General features: G+C 42.1%; 18 protein-coding genes. 7 read left to right on the top strand and 11 right to left on the bottom strand.

Annotated features, from left to right (window positions below):
- The 5 genes from B5G27_RS04150 (at position 1) to tnpA (ending at position 5,371) form a co-directional block, all read left to right on the top strand.
- Entirely contained in the window at positions 1-1,530 is a 1,530-nt protein-coding gene (locus B5G27_RS04150; RefSeq protein ID WP_087177678.1) for a lipopolysaccharide biosynthesis protein, read from the top strand.
- An 88-nt stretch (positions 1,531-1,618) separates the two neighbouring features.
- Positions 1,619-2,374: a 3-deoxy-manno-octulosonate cytidylyltransferase gene (kdsB, locus tag B5G27_RS04145; protein WP_087177677.1), complete on the top strand. Its 756-nt coding sequence runs from the start codon at positions 1,619-1,621 to the stop codon at positions 2,372-2,374.
- Positions 2,367-3,929, top strand: a complete 1,563-nt coding sequence (locus B5G27_RS04140; protein ID WP_087177676.1) for an aldolase catalytic domain-containing protein — start codon at positions 2,367-2,369, stop codon at positions 3,927-3,929. The genes kdsB and B5G27_RS04140 overlap by 8 nt, the downstream gene beginning before the upstream one ends.
- Positions 3,919-4,575, top strand: coding sequence for an HAD family hydrolase (locus tag B5G27_RS04135; RefSeq protein WP_087177675.1), 657 nt, complete (start codon positions 3,919-3,921; stop codon positions 4,573-4,575). The genes B5G27_RS04140 and B5G27_RS04135 overlap by 11 nt, the downstream gene beginning before the upstream one ends.
- 409 nt (positions 4,576-4,984) lie before the next feature.
- On the top strand, positions 4,985-5,371 hold the full coding sequence (gene tnpA / locus B5G27_RS04130) for an IS66 family insertion sequence element accessory protein TnpA (protein WP_054352605.1): 387 nt from the start codon (positions 4,985-4,987) through the stop codon (positions 5,369-5,371).
- A 130-nt stretch (positions 5,372-5,501) separates the two neighbouring features.
- On the opposite strand, the gene B5G27_RS04125 is transcribed toward tnpA, so the two are convergent.
- From B5G27_RS04125 to B5G27_RS04075, 11 genes are all read right to left on the bottom strand, one after another.
- Positions 5,502-5,759, bottom strand: coding sequence for a tyrosine-type recombinase/integrase (locus tag B5G27_RS04125; protein ID WP_087177674.1), 258 nt, complete (start codon positions 5,757-5,759; stop codon positions 5,502-5,504).
- 279 nt (positions 5,760-6,038) lie between these two features.
- A complete protein-coding gene (locus B5G27_RS04120) occupies positions 6,039-6,584 on the bottom strand; it encodes a hypothetical protein (protein ID WP_087177672.1) in 546 nt (181 codons plus the stop codon).
- A 35-nt stretch (positions 6,585-6,619) separates the two neighbouring features.
- Positions 6,620-6,844, bottom strand: a complete 225-nt coding sequence (locus tag B5G27_RS04115) for a hypothetical protein (protein WP_162611184.1) — start codon at positions 6,842-6,844, stop codon at positions 6,620-6,622.
- Positions 6,845-6,972: 128 nt separating this feature from the next.
- Positions 6,973-7,719 carry an IS21-like element helper ATPase IstB gene (istB, locus tag B5G27_RS04110; RefSeq protein WP_087177670.1) on the bottom strand — a complete coding sequence of 249 codons (747 nt, stop codon included), beginning with the start codon at positions 7,717-7,719 and terminating at the stop codon, positions 6,973-6,975.
- Entirely contained in the window at positions 7,709-9,265 is a 1,557-nt protein-coding gene (gene istA / locus B5G27_RS04105) for an IS21 family transposase (protein ID WP_087177669.1), read from the bottom strand. Before istA (B5G27_RS04105) ends, istB (B5G27_RS04110) begins: the two co-directional genes overlap by 11 nt.
- Before the next feature lie 185 nt (positions 9,266-9,450).
- Positions 9,451-11,148, bottom strand: coding sequence for an IS1634 family transposase (locus tag B5G27_RS04100; protein ID WP_087177673.1), 1,698 nt, complete (start codon positions 11,146-11,148; stop codon positions 9,451-9,453).
- 61 nt (positions 11,149-11,209) lie between these two features.
- Entirely contained in the window at positions 11,210-11,755 is a 546-nt protein-coding gene (locus B5G27_RS04095) for a hypothetical protein (RefSeq protein WP_087177672.1), read from the bottom strand.
- A gap of 35 nt (positions 11,756-11,790) precedes the next feature.
- Positions 11,791-12,015 carry a hypothetical protein gene (locus B5G27_RS04090; protein ID WP_162611184.1) on the bottom strand — a complete coding sequence of 75 codons (225 nt, stop codon included), beginning with the start codon at positions 12,013-12,015 and terminating at the stop codon, positions 11,791-11,793.
- A 128-nt stretch (positions 12,016-12,143) separates the two neighbouring features.
- Positions 12,144-12,890, bottom strand: coding sequence for an IS21-like element helper ATPase IstB (gene istB / locus B5G27_RS04085; protein ID WP_087177670.1), 747 nt, complete (start codon positions 12,888-12,890; stop codon positions 12,144-12,146).
- The gene (gene istA / locus B5G27_RS04080) at positions 12,880-14,436 is read right to left on the bottom strand and encodes an IS21 family transposase (RefSeq protein WP_087177669.1); all 1,557 of its coding nucleotides are present in this window, start codon (positions 14,434-14,436) and stop codon (positions 12,880-12,882) included. Before istA (B5G27_RS04080) ends, istB (B5G27_RS04085) begins: the two co-directional genes overlap by 11 nt.
- Positions 14,437-14,621: 185 nt before the next feature.
- Positions 14,622-16,364, bottom strand: a complete 1,743-nt coding sequence (locus B5G27_RS04075) for an IS1634 family transposase (RefSeq protein WP_087177758.1) — start codon at positions 16,362-16,364, stop codon at positions 14,622-14,624.
- 569 nt (positions 16,365-16,933) lie between these two features.
- Here B5G27_RS04075 and istA (B5G27_RS04070) point away from each other — a divergent pair.
- Together istA (B5G27_RS04070) and B5G27_RS04065 are read left to right on the top strand one after the other, a co-directional pair.
- Complete coding sequence (istA, locus tag B5G27_RS04070) at positions 16,934-18,547, top strand: IS21 family transposase (protein WP_087177396.1); 1,614 nt, start codon at positions 16,934-16,936, stop codon at positions 18,545-18,547.
- Positions 18,537-19,274, top strand: a complete 738-nt coding sequence (locus B5G27_RS04065; RefSeq protein ID WP_087150789.1) for an ATP-binding protein — start codon at positions 18,537-18,539, stop codon at positions 19,272-19,274. Before istA (B5G27_RS04070) ends, B5G27_RS04065 begins: the two co-directional genes overlap by 11 nt.
- Positions 19,275-19,287: the final 13 nt, after the last annotated feature.

Here is a 19,287-nt window from a genome sequence, read left to right as displayed (position 1 = left end):
ATGGGCATTAATAGAACAAAACGTTCGTTGATTAATATTAGTGTTAGCATTGTGAGTAAAATTTTGGTTACTTTGCTACCGTTTACTACAAGAACAATAATGATTCAAACAATAGGAATAGAGTATCTGGGGGTTGACAGCCTTTTTGCCTCAGTATTAAATATGCTTTCACTTTCGGAACTCGGGTTTAGCTCAGCTATTGTTTATACTATGTATAAACCGGTTGCGGAGAAAGAAGATGAAAAAGTTAAAGGCCTTCTTTGCTTCTACAAGACTGTTTACAGAGTTATTGGTGTTATAATTCTGGGTGTAGGATTAATTTTACTACCAAATTTACAATGGTTTATTGCAGAAGGGACTACTTATCCGAGCGATATAAATATATACATAGTTTATCTTATTTTATTAGTAAACGCAGCTATTTCATATTTTTTATTTAGTTATAAAAGTGCTGTTCTTGTAGCAACAATGAGAAATGATATAGATAGTATTATAGATACAGTTAGAAGTATTATTTCCCATGGCCTCCAAATTGTGGTTTTACTCCTATTTCGAGAGTATTTTCTTTATATAATTATTCTTCCGATTGTTACGGTTGCCAACAATATTTTTAGAGCAATTTTGATTGACAAAAAATATCCACAATATAGGGGAAAGGGAAAACTGTCAAAAGAAGATAGGAAGGGGATACTTACAAGGGTAGGGGCCCTGATTGGAAATAAACTTGGTGGTGTTGTTTTCACATCAGTTGATTCAATAGTGATATCAAAATATCTCGGTTTAGTGGTGCTTGCAAAATATACGAATTATTTTACGATTTTTTCTGCTGTATTCGCAATAGAGACAACGGTATATTCTGCAATCCAATCAGTTGTAGGAAATAGTTTGGTGTCAAATTCAAAGGAGAATAATTTTTCACTATTTAAAGATATATTCAATATAACAATCATTATTTCAATGGTATGTGTGTGTTGTTTTACCATACTATATCAGCCATTTATAACGGTCTGGGTTGGCTCTGGTAATTTACTAGGAATTGAAATACCTATTTTACTTGCTCTTTACTATTTTATTAAAAGCACGAGAAAGCCATTGTTTACGTTCTATGAGGCAGCTGGATTGTGGAGAGCTGATTTTCTAAAACCTTATGTGTCTGTAATCGTCAACTTAGTGATGAATGTTGCAATGGTTCAAATTATTGGGCTTCCAGGTGTAATTATTTCTTCTATTTTTGCTCTAGCAGTGATTGAGATGCCATGGGAATCAATAGTATTTTTCAAGCATTGTTTCAATGTAAAAGCATTTGAATATGGAGCACTAGTATTAAAATCTGTGCTTTTCTGTGGTATAGCTTTTGCAATTACTTTTTTTGTTGGTAATTTTTTGCCTTATGGAATTTTAGGGATTGTGCTTCGGCTAATGGTAACATTGACAATTTGTGCTGTTATTTCACTTATCATGCTAAAGTTTACACGTGGAGGCAGACAAGCATGGGGAAGATTTGGTTTGATTTTAAAAAGAAAGATTTAAAGTAGAAAGTTATTTACAATTAAATGGACTAAGAAGACTTATAATTTCTTTTATTACAGAACATAGAAAGCAATAGGAGGTTTGTAAAATGAAAATAGTAGCAATTATTCCGGCACGCTATCAATCGTCAAGATTTCCAGGGAAACCTTTAGTTGATTTATGTGGGAAACCTATGATTTGGTGGGTATTTAACCAGGTAAAAAAAGTATTGGAAATTGACGAAGTATATGTTGCAACAGATGATGATAGAATATTTTCTGTGTGTAGAGAGCTTGGTATTAATTCTATCATGACAGATTCACGTCATGGAACAAGTACTGAAAGGGTAAATGAGGTAGCCCATAAAGTAGAGAGTGATTTATATGTTGTTATCAACGGTGACGAACCACTCATTGATCCAGAGATAATTCGTGCAATTATTCCAACGAGTTGGATAGATAAGGAGTTCTATGTAAGTAACCTCATGACAGAGATTTCTCGTCCTTCAGAAGTGGTAGATTTTACGAATATTAAGGTTGTTACAGATGAAGAAAGCAATGCTCTGTTCATGTCGAGAAGTCCAATTCCATATCCGAAGTCGTCTATTGACTATAAATACTATAAGCATGTTGGCGTTTTGCTTTATAGTAAATCAGCGTTGGAATTTTTTGCAACAACACCTAAGGGATATAATGAGAAAATCGAAGACATAAATGAACTTCGTTTTATTGAACATGGGAAAAAAATAAAGATGGTAGAAGTTAAAACACATAGTCTTTCAGTTGATACGCCAAAAGATTTGGAATATGTAAAAACAATTATTGAAGGTATGATTTATAGAGGAGAAGTGACAATTGATGAATAATAAGGTTAGAGTATTGGACTGCACTTTGCGCGATGGAGGATACATTAACAACTGGAAATTTGGAAAACAAACAATAAGAAGTGTTGTAAAATCATTGGCTGAAGCTAAAATAGATATAATTGAGTGTGGTTTTATTAGGAATGCAATACCCAGTGATGAATTATCGGTATTCAACTCGATGGATCAGATCTCTAAAGCGATTGCTCCAAAATTTGAAAAGGTTCTATATGCAGCTATGATTGAGCATCATAATAAAGTTTATCATAAAATTCCAGTATATGATGGACGAGGAGCAGATATTATCAGAGTGACTTTCAGAAAAAATGAATGGCAGGATGCTAAAAATTCAATTCGAAAGATAATAGAGAAAGGATATAGGGTTTGTATACAACCAGTAGGAACAACAAGTTATGATGATGAATCGCTATTACAATTGCTTAAAGATGTGAATGAATTAAAACCGTATGCATTTTATCTTGTGGACACATTAGGTGTAATGTATCGTCATGATATGAGGAGATTTTTCTATTTGATTGATAATAATTTAGCTCAAGATATTTGTTTAGGGTTTCACTCACATAATAATTTACAAATGAGTTTTGCCAACGCTCAGGAAATGATTCGTTTGGCAAATAAAAGAAGCATTATTATTGATTCTTCTTGCTATGGGATGGGAAGAGGTGTCGGAAATCTTGCAACAGAGCTATTATGCGATTATATTAATACTAACATAGAGCATCGGTATTTTATAACACCGATATTAAATATTGTTGACAAATATCTTATGCCAATTTATGCGGAACAAAGGTGGGGCTATGATCTTCCGTATTTCTTGTCAGGTTCGTCAAAATGTCATCCGAATTATGCTTCATATTTAATCGGAAGAGAAACTTTGGATATTGAAAATATTGAGAAAATATTATCATTACTCCCGATTGAAGAGAGAAAGGAATATAACGAGAAATTAATTGAACATTTATATACTGCTTACCAGTCATCGGAAATTAATGACGAAAAAGCTGCTCTTGAATTGTGTAATATAATACATGGTAGAGAAGTCCTTATTTTGGGTTCTGGTTCGAGTATTATAAGAGAAAAAAATAAAATTGATAAGGCACTCATTAATAGATTTGTAATTACAACAAATTTTACAACTACTCAATTTGTAACGGATGCACTTTTTGTTTCTAATGAAAAAAGATTAAGTTCTTTCGATGAAAGGTTACCTAGTTGTATAATTGCAACGTCTAATCTAAAAATTAATAACGCGTTAGTTTTTAATTATTCTTCTTTACTTGGAGAGGGCGATGCAGCTGATAATGCAGGAGCGATGCTTATAAGAATATTAAAAAAAGCAAAAGTGAGGAAAATTATTATGGCTGGATTTGATGGCTTTGATGTAGATTCTACTAAAAATTACGTAATAAGAGGATATCAAAAATCACTTGATTATGAAACTGCAAAAAAGAAAAATAATGATATCGAAAAGCAATTAAAACTTTCCCTTCAGGGAATAGATTATGAGGTATTAACAAAAAGTAAATATGAAATATAAATTGGTTATTTTTGATTTTGATGGAACAATTGCCGATACATCTGAAGGTATTCTTGATTCTCATAGATATACATTAGCGGCTATGGAAAGAAATGTTCCGTCTGAGAATGTTTTACGTGGGGTTATAGGAGCTGCTCTTTTAGAAATTTATAAGAAACAATTTGGATTTTCAGAAAATCAGGCTAAAAGAGCGGTAAATATTTATCGTGAAAGATACGCAGAGAGTGGGATTCACAAAGCCTGTTTATATCCAGGAATTAAGGATACACTATCTGAACTAAAAAGGCAGCGATATAAAATTGGTATTGCTACCCTTAAGGCGGAACGTTTTGCATCTTATATGCTTAATAAGATGGGGATTTTTGAATATTTTGACGTGATTTGTGGAATGGATGATTCTGATGAGTATACCAAAGCAAGGCTTTTAAGAAAATGTTGTGCTCTTTGTGGGGTTGATGAATGCGAAGCAGTTCTTGTCGGAGATAGCGATAGCGATCTTAATGGTTCGATAGAAGCTAAAGTTGATTTTATAGGTGTCACTTATGGGTTTGGTTTTAACCCTGATTCCGATTATGATTTTTGCACTATTCATAATGCCCCAGAACTAATTAGTTGTTTGGAATATAATGGAAGCACAAATCACTAAGATCTTTTCCAGATAGTTTGAATATACATGGTAAATCATAAGTATCGGTATATTTTTTGATTGCAGTTTCCGGAACCTGCTAGTTTATACATTCGTTATTTACTCTGAAATAATATTTCCCGGAAGACAAATAAATATTATGATGCGGCGGAGCCGCCAGTCCGGTGTGTCGAGAGCTACCTGATGATAGTTACTCAGCCTAAGCAGGATCCAAGCCATATACTTCGTATACGGTAAATCCCCAGTACCGTGCTAGTTCCCTCACTCCATGAGATAATAACTCCAGAAAACTACAATTTTTTTGTAAGCGCCAAATAGTAAATGGTAGATAGCCGGTACCGTGTCGCTTGCTAGTTTTTGTGAGATAATTACTCTAAAAAAACTAAGGTTTTTCAGGGAGGGCTATCTCATGGATAAAATCACACACAAAGTCCGCTGCGAACAATGGACTAAAATCATAAAAGAATGCCTTGCTAGCGGAATGAACAAAACCGCCTGGTGTAGGGAACATGGTATTTCTGATAAGTCATTCTTTTATTGGCAGCGCCGGCTACGTGAAGAGGCTTATATTTCTACAATAGAGTCTTCTTCACCTCCAGCAGTCAAATCTGTAAGTATACCTGCAGACCCATCAGTTGATTTTGTTGAATTAAGGTTACCTGAACAATCCGTCGTATCATCAGCTGCATTCAGGCCAGATGTGATCATTCGAAAGGACTCCTTTTCGATAGAGATTTCAAACACTGCTTCTGCGGAACTTCTAAGCAGGATCGGAGGCCTTTTACATGCTGAATGATGCAACCGGTTTTGACAAGATTTTTATCGCAACAGGATACACCGATTATCCGAGAAGAATTATTATCCGAGAAGATTCTGGTTATTATAGTCAATAGCGATATTCTCAATAATTCTTCTCGAATAATATTTTACTTTCTCTTCAGAAATCCAGGGATATTTGTTTTGGCTTCCTTCACTTTTACATTACTGCCAAACCATTTGTCATTCCATTCTTTAAGTTTCCTATCAACAGAATCCTGCGACATTTCTGCATAAATCTGTGTTGTCTGTACAGATACATGTCCAAGGATATTTTTGATTGTCACAATATCTACTCCCGCTTCTATCAGATGACAGGCTGTACTATGCCTCATGGAATGGGGCGGATAACTGTCCTTAAGGAACATATCTGGATGTTTCTCTTTTGGTAAACGTCAAATCCTACGCCCCTCTGCAAATGTCAAGCACTTTTTTACATTGTTAGGTAAGATGTTTTTTACATCGTATGGTAAGGAGTTTTTTACATACCCTGGTAAGCAGATTTTTACATTGTATGGTAAGTACTTTTTTACATGATCCAGTAAGCAAATTTTTACATCCCTGTTTCTCCCTGCGGGTACAGGTGTTTATTGTATAATAAACCTTAACTTCCTGAGTTTTTTAACCCTCAACGCTAATTGCAGTCATCACTTGTCCCCATCTGGATCATCATAATACCCGAGTTCTATGCGAACGTTTTCCATCATATATCCCAGATCATCTGATACGCCATACCCCAGAGGATCGGCAGTAGATATGAGGTTTTCGAATTCTGTTTCGTGGAGGCTGAAGAAATCCGGATGCAGTTTCGCATAATTCAAAAATTTTTCAGCTGAGGATTCAAGGCTGTTGTAAAATCTTTCCCCATAGTCACCGTATACTGCACTAAGTTCTGCGGCTTCGGCAGCGAAAGCAAGGTGCATCAGAGCCTTCGTTCCTTCATCTACAGTTCTGCTTAGGTAGTCGTTCAGCACACCTTTGCATTCACTCAAAGAAAACTGTTCCTTCCAGAAAACCTTTTCTAATCGTTTCTGCAGACTGGCTATCAATTCATCATTGGATTCCACGCTCCAACAACTGCTTTCGATATCCTTGAAAACTTTAGAAGATTTGAACATTTCAAATAAATGCGCTTCTAATTCATCTCTGGTTAAAGATTTAATTACTTTTTTATACTGCGTTAGTGTCATCATGCTTTTTCTTCCCCTGTCCAATTGTTATGTAACACTCAATCTTCTGACGGCCTATTCCCTTGCAGGAATTCAATGACTTCTGCAAGGGTTTTCTCGCTTTTTGAGAATGCTTCCAGGAGCTGCTTGTTATCCCGCTCCTTCCGTTTCGTCAGAAGCTTTTCCAATTCATCAACTGCCTTATCGTATTTCACTTTTGTTTCGGCCACATTGATCTGAGCTTTCTCTATCTTTTCTTCTAATGTCACAACCCGTCTCGCCATCTTCCTTGAATATTCTGCGGTGGCGGAGCCACCCAATCTCCTGGAATAGAGCCATGGAATCCGTTATCGAGAGCCAATCGTCCGATGGTGGGAGCCATGACCCGTGTCGTGGCTCCCAGTAGGATGATTTAGTTTTTGATCATCCTTTTCCTTTGCCGCATTGAAACATCCCCGTCAATCCGCATGGTATAGGCAGATGGGATGATACGGTCAAGGATGGAATCGGCAAGGGCACTGCCTCCTAATCTTTCATGCCAGCCTTCCGGCATGAACTGGGAACAGAAGATGGTGGAGACCTGGCCGCAGCGGTATTCCATCAGTTCCAACAGATCCCTTTGCTCCTGCTCGGAGGCAGGGATCAAAAGGAATTCATCAAGAATCACAAGTGGAAGCTTTTGAAACTGCTTCATCACTTGATGATATTTTCCCTGTATCCTCGCTGCTTCCAGTTCGCTGAACAGTTCCGGCAGACGGATATATCTAGTCTTATATCCGGATTGGCAGGCGTTGACTCCCAGTGCATTAGCAATAAAGCTTTTGCCGGTACCTGTAGCCCCGATCAGGATGACATTCAGCCCTTGGCGGATGTAGTCATTATCCGCCAGGCTCTCCAGAAGATCCCGGTTCAGGTGCCGGTCCGGCAGATAATCAATGTTTCCAAGAAATGCAGATGAGTCAGAGAACTTCGCGTTCTTGATCAATCTTTTGATATTGTTATTATGCCGGGAATCGTATTCCGCATCAACCAACAGCATGAGACGTTCATGGAAGGACATGGAGCCGTATTCAGCTTCCTGGTCGATCTGTTTTTCATAAGCTTCCGCAAAGGCAGGCAGCCTCATGGACTTTAACTTTTTCACCGTATCATTTTTCATGGCTGCCACCTCCGTAATAAGAAGCCCCACGGACCAGGGCATAGCTTTCGTCATGGATAGCCTCAGAGGATTGGTTTGATGGGCCAGCAACCTTGTCATTGCCAGATTCCAGGATCAGGCGGATATTCTTATAACGCGGGCTGGGGATCCGCTCCAAAGCTGCTTTGCAGGCATGTTCCAATCTTTCCGGAGTATATTTATCAGCCAGTTTCAGGAGAGACAGGCAACCCTTATAAGCCTGCTCTTCGATCCGGTAGGAATCAAAGATCCCCTGGATCACCTGATGGGTTGACTCACCGATACCAGATGCCCACTTAAGGAACCTTGCCTTATCCCATTCACTGTACAGCTGATGGTTGACAGGCATGTGCTCCGGGATCGTGGAATACTGCCCGCGGCGTCCATAAAGACGTTTGTGGCTGCAGATCCGATTCCCTTTGTAATAAACCTCAATGCTGCTCTTGGTGTACCGGACATCCACTTTCTTGCGCACATACTCATAAGGGACCGAATAGTTCTGAAAATCTATGGCAATGTGGTAGTTCAGCTGAACGGTAGCGGATTTCCATTGGGCAAACTCATATGGATATCTGGGAAGCGGCTGTAAAAAGGGAAGTTCCTCTTCCAGAAATACAGAGTGACGGGAACCGTCTTTTTTCTGGAAAGGAGCCTCATTGAACCGATCCAGTTCCTTTCGGATCGCTGCATTCATGGTATGGATGTCAAAAAATTTCCGGTTCCGCAGACGGGCAATGATGTGGGAAGTCAGATTCCCAACACTCCCTTCTACAGCTGCTTTATCACGCGGGGCCAATACCCGGGCGGGAAGCAATGCAGTGTGATAGTGATCCGCAAGCTCCTGGTAAGAGCGGTTTACGACTGGATCCTCGTATTTTCTGTTGCTGAGGATCCCAACCTTCAGATTATCCGGGGTCAGGATCCTGGTGACACCGCCGAAGAACTCATACATAGCGATATGCGCATTGATCCAGTCCTCCTCTTTCATGGTACGGCATGCCTGCGCATAGCAGTACATGTTGAAAGGCAGCGTCGCTACAAACAGATAAACCTTGCTGCTGTTCCCAGAGATCTTATCATAAAGGGGCAGAGCGGTCCCGGCCCAATCGACCATCAGTTTGTCACCAGGTTTATGCTGGATATGCATGGTAAGCTTATTTTTCGAAACATAATCCTGATATAACTTGCAGTATTGGGAGTAGCCGTATGGCGGTTTTCCGGCATCCCGGCAGGTATCAACATACTCCTGCCATAACAGCTTTAATGTTACGCCGCTTTTCAATAATTCCTTATGAATATAAGGAAAATCCGGCGTGACTAATGTTGGGAGCAATGCTTCTTCTGGAAAAAGTGTATTGTGGATTTCCATTTCTTCCATGGATTCCAGTGCATCTTTCGATAACTGGTGATCTGAGGCTGCTTTCGCCACCTTAGCAACCGTATTCCTGGATACGCACAAGGTACTGGCAATGTGCCGTTGGCTATAACCATCCAGCAGCATATGTAAAATTTGTTTTTCTTTGGACATTTGATCGTCCTCCTCTCAAAGTATTACGGATTCATCCGTTAGGATGATTGTATTGCTTCAAGAGGTGGCTCTCAACAGCGGATTGCCCTTATAATTCAGGTGGCTCTATCGTTCGGAATGGATGGCTCTCTGTAACGGATTGAATGGCTCTGAAGCCACGGAATACTCATTCCTGCCCTCCCATATCACAGTGTTTTCATTTGTTCGTTTGCTGCTTTTTCAAACTCCTCAACCTCAATCCTTGCCAGATCTGAACTGATTGCAGCCGCCTGTTTCTGTACATTAGATGCTGTAAGGCCGAAAGCTTTCAGGATCTCTTTTTGTCTGGCAGTAACTGCATAATCCAAACGGTATTCATTATCAGCACCTTTTAGCATCTCTATCTTTTCCAGTTCCTTTATGGCTGCAGGCACTGTCATGAAATTTCTCCTGTGTTCCTGTCGGTCCATTTCGTCTTTCAGACAGGTATATATCTTACTTCGGATAATCGTGGCTACAAACTCTATAAATATCTTTGTATCCATTGACTCATTAGAGTAAACCCGCTCACTCCGCGCCCCGAGATACGATTTATCTCCCCGGAAAAGTTTCTCCGATCCATCCCTGCTCTTATACAGCGTCAGCGCTTCCTCTGCTGTCATCTTATCCGAAGTCACAATCACAAAATAACCACAAAGCTGTATCTCCCGGTTGATTATTTCTGTCTTTTCGATTCCGGACATGAACTTCTCATCTTCCAGGCCTTCATGCCAGTACACCAGATCGAAATATTTAATAAAATCTCCTCTCAGACGAACTGGCAGCCCCATACAGTCTTTTAGTTTCTTTCCCATCTGGTCAATTTTATCTTCAAATTTTTCCCGCTCAGACTGCCTTTTGCTGTCACTATAATAAATATGGAAATACCTCTCTTTTTCATCATCTGCATATAGTTTCCGCCGAACAGTTGTGCCACTGACTTTGTAGGCGCGGATACTGTTTTTCCGATCATCCTCGAAACGTCCTCTTCGCTCCAGTATGATATCGCTGACCAGTTTTTTCATCCCCTTGGCCATGATAACGAAATCATATCCATTATCATCCATGAACCGGATATTTTCCTTGCTAAAATATCCCCGGTCCAGAATAAACCCAACCCGTCTGTACCCATATCCCTTCGCTTTGCCAAGCGTATACTGAAGCTGGGATATGTCTACAATGCTTCCGGGATAAGACTCGTAGAACAAAGGCTCTCTATTATTCCGGTCATAGGCAATGGAATAATTAAAGATTTCTTTCCCCTGGTCATCTTTTGGATGGCCAAACTCTACCAGATCGATGTCGCCGGCCTGGCTGTTTTTGTTTGTGGAATCGTAAGAAATATAGATCCTTTCCCTATGATCTCTCTTCTCGTTCCATTCATTCAAAAACAGAATCCGTTGGTCTGTCGTAGTCCGGCTAAGAAAATCGGACACTTTCGAATCACTGTATATACGCATATCCTCTGTCATCAATGGATGGTTGAAAGCATAATCCGGATAATACTGGGCGGCATTTCCTTCGGTAATGATTGTATAGGCAGCCAGATCCAGAAACAGCCCCGCATCCTTTCCAACGATTCTTGCAAGCATCAGATCCAATCTGTAGTCAGATATGACCTTCCGAATCACAATATAAGCCCCAATACGAAGGCAGCCACTTCGGTATCCCTGTTTCTCTTCCGGCAGGATTTCCTGTGGAAATATCTTTAAGAACTTGTCATTCGGCAACATGAGTGCAGGCTGGCCCGGAATCTGCTTGCCGATACATATCCGTCTCGGTGTGTTATACTTCTTATCTTTCAGATAAATCCGCGCGTATTCATAATAGATATACGTCGTTCCCTTGATTGTCTTCTTCGTGATTTTCCCGTTTGAATCACCTTAACTTCCTGAGTTTTTTAACCCTCAACGCTAATTGCAGTCATCACTTGTCCCCATCTGGATCATCATAATACCCGAGTTCTATGCGAACGTTTTCCATCATATATCCCAGATCATCTGATACGCCATACCCCAGAGGATCGGCAGTAGATATGAGGTTTTCGAATTCTGTTTCGTGGAGGCTGAAGAAATCCGGATGCAGTTTCGCATAATTCAAAAATTTTTCAGCTGAGGATTCAAGGCTGTTGTAAAATCTTTCCCCATAGTCACCGTATACTGCACTAAGTTCTGCGGCTTCGGCAGCGAAAGCAAGGTGCATCAGAGCCTTCGTTCCTTCATCTACAGTTCTGCTTAGGTAGTCGTTCAGCACACCTTTGCATTCACTCAAAGAAAACTGTTCCTTCCAGAAAACCTTTTCTAATCGTTTCTGCAGACTGGCTATCAATTCATCATTGGATTCCACGCTCCAACAACTGCTTTCGATATCCTTGAAAACTTTAGAAGATTTGAACATTTCAAATAAATGCGCTTCTAATTCATCTCTGGTTAAAGATTTAATTACTTTTTTATACTGCGTTAGTGTCATCATGCTTTTTCTTCCCCTGTCCAATTGTTATGTAACACTCAATCTTCTGACGGCCTATTCCCTTGCAGGAATTCAATGACTTCTGCAAGGGTTTTCTCGCTTTTTGAGAATGCTTCCAGGAGCTGCTTGTTATCCCGCTCCTTCCGTTTCGTCAGAAGCTTTTCCAATTCATCAACTGCCTTATCGTATTTCACTTTTGTTTCGGCCACATTGATCTGAGCTTTCTCTATCTTTTCTTCTAATGTCACAACCCGTCTCGCCATCTTCCTTGAATATTCTGCGGTGGCGGAGCCACCCAATCTCCTGGAATAGAGCCATGGAATCCGTTATCGAGAGCCAATCGTCCGATGGTGGGAGCCATGACCCGTGTCGTGGCTCCCAGTAGGATGATTTAGTTTTTGATCATCCTTTTCCTTTGCCGCATTGAAACATCCCCGTCAATCCGCATGGTATAGGCAGATGGGATGATACGGTCAAGGATGGAATCGGCAAGGGCACTGCCTCCTAATCTTTCATGCCAGCCTTCCGGCATGAACTGGGAACAGAAGATGGTGGAGACCTGGCCGCAGCGGTATTCCATCAGTTCCAACAGATCCCTTTGCTCCTGCTCGGAGGCAGGGATCAAAAGGAATTCATCAAGAATCACAAGTGGAAGCTTTTGAAACTGCTTCATCACTTGATGATATTTTCCCTGTATCCTCGCTGCTTCCAGTTCGCTGAACAGTTCCGGCAGACGGATATATCTAGTCTTATATCCGGATTGGCAGGCGTTGACTCCCAGTGCATTAGCAATAAAGCTTTTGCCGGTACCTGTAGCCCCGATCAGGATGACATTCAGCCCTTGGCGGATGTAGTCATTATCCGCCAGGCTCTCCAGAAGATCCCGGTTCAGGTGCCGGTCCGGCAGATAATCAATGTTTCCAAGAAATGCAGATGAGTCAGAGAACTTCGCGTTCTTGATCAATCTTTTGATATTGTTATTATGCCGGGAATCGTATTCCGCATCAACCAACAGCATGAGACGTTCATGGAAGGACATGGAGCCGTATTCAGCTTCCTGGTCGATCTGTTTTTCATAAGCTTCCGCAAAGGCAGGCAGCCTCATGGACTTTAACTTTTTCACCGTATCATTTTTCATGGCTGCCACCTCCGTAATAAGAAGCCCCACGGACCAGGGCATAGCTTTCGTCATGGATAGCCTCAGAGGATTGGTTTGATGGGCCAGCAACCTTGTCATTGCCAGATTCCAGGATCAGGCGGATATTCTTATAACGCGGGCTGGGGATCCGCTCCAAAGCTGCTTTGCAGGCATGTTCCAATCTTTCCGGAGTATATTTATCAGCCAGTTTCAGGAGAGACAGGCAACCCTTATAAGCCTGCTCTTCGATCCGGTAGGAATCAAAGATCCCCTGGATCACCTGATGGGTTGACTCACCGATACCAGATGCCCACTTAAGGAACCTTGCCTTATCCCATTCACTGTACAGCTGATGGTTGACAGGCATGTGCTCCGGGATCGTGGAATACTGCCCGCGGCGTCCATAAAGACGTTTGTGGCTGCAGATCCGATTCCCTTTGTAATAAACCTCAATGCTGCTCTTGGTGTACCGGACATCCACTTTCTTGCGCACATACTCATAAGGGACCGAATAGTTCTGAAAATCTATGGCAATGTGGTAGTTCAGCTGAACGGTAGCGGATTTCCATTGGGCAAACTCATATGGATATCTGGGAAGCGGCTGTAAAAAGGGAAGTTCCTCTTCCAGAAATACAGAGTGACGGGAACCGTCTTTTTTCTGGAAAGGAGCCTCATTGAACCGATCCAGTTCCTTTCGGATCGCTGCATTCATGGTATGGATGTCAAAAAATTTCCGGTTCCGCAGACGGGCAATGATGTGGGAAGTCAGATTCCCAACACTCCCTTCTACAGCTGCTTTATCACGCGGGGCCAATACCCGGGCGGGAAGCAATGCAGTGTGATAGTGATCCGCAAGCTCCTGGTAAGAGCGGTTTACGACTGGATCCTCGTATTTTCTGTTGCTGAGGATCCCAACCTTCAGATTATCCGGGGTCAGGATCCTGGTGACACCGCCGAAGAACTCATACATAGCGATATGCGCATTGATCCAGTCCTCCTCTTTCATGGTACGGCATGCCTGCGCATAGCAGTACATGTTGAAAGGCAGCGTCGCTACAAACAGATAAACCTTGCTGCTGTTCCCAGAGATCTTATCATAAAGGGGCAGAGCGGTCCCGGCCCAATCGACCATCAGTTTGTCACCAGGTTTATGCTGGATATGCATGGTAAGCTTATTTTTCGAAACATAATCCTGATATAACTTGCAGTATTGGGAGTAGCCGTATGGCGGTTTTCCGGCATCCCGGCAGGTATCAACATACTCCTGCCATAACAGCTTTAATGTTACGCCGCTTTTCAATAATTCCTTATGAATATAAGGAAAATCCGGCGTGACTAATGTTGGGAGCAATGCTTCTTCTGGAAAAAGTGTATTGTGGATTTCCATTTCTTCCATGGATTCCAGTGCATCTTTCGATAACTGGTGATCTGAGGCTGCTTTCGCCACCTTAGCAACCGTATTCCTGGATACGCACAAGGTACTGGCAATGTGCCGTTGGCTATAACCATCCAGCAGCATATGTAAAATTTGTTTTTCTTTGGACATTTGATCGTCCTCCTCTCAAAGTATTACGGATTCATCCGTTAGGATGATTGTATTGCTTCAAGAGGTGGCTCTCAACAGCGGATTGCCCTTATAATTCAGGTGGCTCTATCGTTCGGAATGGATGGCTCTCTGTAACGGATTGAATGGCTCTGAAGCCACGGAATACTCATTCCTGCCCTCCCATATCACAGTGTTTTCATTTGTTCGTTTGCTGCTTTTTCAAACTCCTCAACCTCAATCCTTGCCAGATCTGAACTGATTGCAGCCGCCTGTTTCTGTACATTAGATGCTGTAAGGCCGAAAGCTTTCAGGATCTCTTTTTGTCTGGCAGTAACTGCATAATCCAAACGGTATTCATTATCAGCACCTTTTAGCATCTCTATCTTTTCCAGTTCCTTTATGGCTGCAGGCACTGTCATGAAATTTCTCCTGTGTTCCTGTCGGTCCATTTCGTCTTTCAGACAGGTATATATCTTACTTCGGATAATCGTGGCTACAAACTCTATAAATATCTTTGTATCCATTGACTCATTAGAGTAAACCCGCTCACTCCGCGCCCCGAGATACGATTTATCTCCCCGGAAAAGTTTCTCCGATCCATCCCTGCTCTTATACAGCGTCAGCGCTTCCTCTGCTGTCATCTTATCCGAAGTCACAATCACAAAATAACCACAAAGCTGTATCTCCCGGTTGATTATTTCTGTCTTTTCGATTCCGGACATGAACTTCTCATCTTCCAGGCCTTCATGCCAGTACACCAGATCGAAATATTTAATAAAATCTCCTCTCAGACGAACTGGCAGCCCCATACAGTCTTTTAGTTTCTTTCCCATCTGGTCAATTTTATCTTCAAATTTTTCCCGCTCAGACTGCCTTTTGCTGTCACTATAATAAATATGGAAATACCTCTCTTTTTCATCATCTGCATATAGTTTCCGCCGAACAGTTGTGCCACTGACTTTGTAGGCGCGGATACTGTTTTTCCGATCATCCTCGAAACGTCCTCTTCGCTCCAGTATGATATCGCTGACCAGTTTTTTCATCCCCTTGGCCATGATAACGAAATCATATCCATTATCATCCATGAACCGGATATTTTCCTTGCTAAAATATCCCCGGTCCAGAATAAACCCAACCCGTCTGTACCCATATCCCTTCGCTTTGCCAAGCGTATACTGAAGCTGGGATATGTCTACAATGCTTCCGGGATAAGACTCGTAGAACAAAGGCTCTCTATTATTCCGGTCATAGGCAATGGAATAATTAAAGATTTCTTTCCCCTGGTCATCTTTTGGATGGCCAAACTCTACCAGATCGATGTCGCCGGCCTGGCTGTTTTTGTTTGTGGAATCGTAAGAAATATAGATCCTTTCCCTATGATCTCTCTTCTCGTTCCATTCATTCAAAAACAGAATCCGTTGGTCTGTCGTAGTCCGGCTAAGAAAATCGGACACTTTCGAATCACTGTATATACGCATATCCTCTGTCATCAATGGATGGTTGAAAGCATAATCCGGATAATACTGGGCGGCATTTCCTTCGGTAATGATTGTATAGGCAGCCAGATCCAGAAACAGCCCCGCATCCTTTCCAACGATTCTTGCAAGCATCAGATCCAATCTGTAGTCAGATATGACCTTCCGAATCACAATATAAGCCCCAATACGAAGGCAGCCACTTCGGTATCCCTGTTTCTCTTCCGGCAGGATTTCCTGTGGAAATATCTTTAAGAACTTGTCATTCGGCAACATGAGTGCAGGCTGGCCCGGAATCTGCTTGCCGATACATATCCGTCTCGGTGTGTTATACTTCTTATCTTTCAGATAAATCCGCGCGTATTCATAATAGATATACGTCGTTCCCTTGATTGTCTTCTTCGTGATTTTCCCGTTTGAATCAGGTATCTTTATCGTACAGTCCAGGTACATATGGCACTCCATCCGTTTAATATTTGAGGGTTAATTGCCTCTCTTGTATCATGCCATATTTTTCCAAAAAATACAAGTGAAAAATGGGATTTTCCTTGATTTTACAGGCTTTTTTCAGCTTCCCCAATGAGCGCCAATTTATTGAGTGTCAATTTTTTTGGAAGTTCAGAAATCAGGTATCTTTATCGTACAGTCCAGGTACATATGGCACTCCATCCGTTTAATATTTGAGGGTTAATTGCCTCTCTTGTATCATGCCATATTTTTCCAAAAAATACAAGTGAAAAATGGGATTTTCCTTGATTTTACAGGCTTTTTTCAGCTTCCCCAATGAGCGCCAATTTATTGAGTGTCAATTTTTTTGGAAGTTCAGAATAAAATTGGTTCTTCCGCATTTATTAGTATTTATTGCAGATTGTCGGGCTAAACGGACACCTGTGCCATATTCGGCGGACAGTCTGAGACATAATTAGCGGACAAGTAGGGACACATTAACCGGACAATAGATCTTCAGATATAATAAGCGCATCTCCTTAAAATGGAGAAATATTATATCTGGAGGTCCTACTATGGATTACAAAAAAGTACTACGGCTTCACTTTGTGAACCATCTTAGCTGCCGTGAGATTGCCGAAAGCTGCGGCGACTGCAGCAAAACAACCGTAAACGAGTTCCTGAAGCGTTTCAGAGAGAATCCGAAACTCTCATACCCTTTACCGGCAGATGTCACGAATGAATACATTGAGAGTATTCTCTATAAAAAGCCTGGTGTATCAGCGAACCAGCTTCTCTATCGGGATTTTAACAAGGAAGCTGTCTACAAGGCTTTAGCCCGCAAAGGGGAGACCCTGAAACATCTGTGGCAGAAATACAATGCCATAGGTATCGTAGACGGGAAGAAACCTATGAGTTATCGCCAATACTGCAGGCGTTACAGCGAATGGGCTGATTCCAAACAGCTGACCTTCCACATCCAGCGTTATCCCGGTGTCAATCTCGAACTGGACTATGCGGGGAAGCAGCTCTATCTGCATAACCGCCGGAACCCGGATGAGACCATAAAGGTCACGATCTTTATCGCTGCCCTCACCTACAGTGATTACTTTTACGCTGAAGGAATGACCGAATGCGATATCCGGAACTGGATCCGGGTCAACAATAATGCTCTGTCCTATTTTGGCGGCGTGACGCCGACAATCACCCCGGATAATTGCAAAGTAGCAGTTGCCCGGAATAAAGACTGGATCAGCCCTGTCCTGAATAAAGATTTCCAGGCATGGGCAGAACATAACAATACGGTTTTAACCCCTGCCAAAGTGAAATCCCCCCGCTGGAAACCAGTTGTGGAAGGCCACGTAAAGATCATTACCATGCACATCCTCATGGATATGGAAGATATGGTCTTTTATTCGCTGGATGATTTAAACCGTGTCCTGATGGAAAAGGTGGATGCCGAGAATCGGAAGCCTTTTGAGGGGCTCACCTATTCCCGGTACGATCTCTTTACGACAGAAGAGAAGGAGACTCTCCTGCCTCTTCCGCCCAGTCGTTTTGAATATCTTGAACGAAAGACTGTTAAAGTAGCACAAGATTTCTCCTTCACCTTCGACAAGGTCCATTATAGCATGCCCCGGAAATATCTGCGACAGGAACTTGAGATCCGGGCAGGGGAAAAAGAAATCTATGTCTATAACAAACACGGCGACTTCATCCGGACGCATAAGCGGAGCTACACACCGAAAGACTGGGTGATCATCCCCTCGGACATGCCTGCCGAATACAAAGACTATGGCTATTGGACGGTGCCTTATTTTCAACAGAAAGCATCTGCTATCGGACCCAGCACCCGTGCTTTGATCGATGCAGTCATTCGAAAATACGCTTATCCGGTGCAGTCATTCCGAAGCTGCTTTGGTATTCTGCGGTATGCGGAGAAGTACTCGCCGGAAGCCCTGGAACGCTGCTGTAAAGACGCCGTTTTAGCTGGGAGATGCAACTATTCCTATATCTGTAACACAATCTCAACTTACCATAAAGAGCCGCTGCAAAGTACAATGCCACAGAGCAGTCCCAACGAAGATGCTGCAACAGCCGTATCCGGCGCCTACAAAGATGATGACAGCAAGTATTCCCTTAAGAACCTGCTGAAGCGTCAGGAAACGGAGGCAGGCAATGAAGAATAAGACTACTGATATCTATGAGATGTTGGACACACTATCCCTGCCGGTAGCCGCCCAGCGTTTCGCAGAACTGTCTAAAAGTCCTGAATTCGGCAGCTATACCGCTTTGCAGTTTATCCGTGAGGTTCTGGAACCTCAGTACATAGAAACACTCAACAACAGGTTTGAAACAAATCTGCGGCTCAGCAGCCTGATCAATAAAGGTGCTTTGGCCGAGAATCTGAAAACCGGCAACGGACGCATCTACAATGATGCCACCGTTGAACAGATCCTGAAATTTCATTTCGCTGAGAACCGGCAGAACGTCGGGATCTATGGAGTCACCGGTGCCGGCAAGTCTTATTTCCTGTCTGCCTGTTGTGTGGAAGCATGCAGACGTAATTACCGTTGTAAGTTCGTAGACTATAGTGACCTGCTGGACGAACTGATCGTCCTCAACCGCCAGGAAGACCTGAACAAGTATCGTAAGAGGATCAGGTACTATGCACGGATCCAGCTGCTGTTCATTGATGATTTTGCCATAAGCAGGTATTCAGAAGAAGGGATCAAGATCCTGTATCATCTCATAAAACTTCGGGATGACCTTGGCACCTCCACACTCTTCAGCTGTCAGTATTCTCCAGATGAGTGGGGAAATCAGCTGAGTGACGAAAAGGAATGCTACGGTAAGCTTGACGGGATCAGACGCAGACTAACGACAGGATTTACTGTACTTATTGAGAAAGCATAGCTTTCTTCTGGAA

Origin of the sequence: Lachnoclostridium sp. An76 (assembly GCF_002161355.1) — a bacterium.
GTDB lineage: Bacteria > Bacillota > Clostridia > Lachnospirales > Lachnospiraceae > Mediterraneibacter > Mediterraneibacter caccavium.
This window is presented reverse-complemented; position numbering and strand designations above follow the sequence as displayed.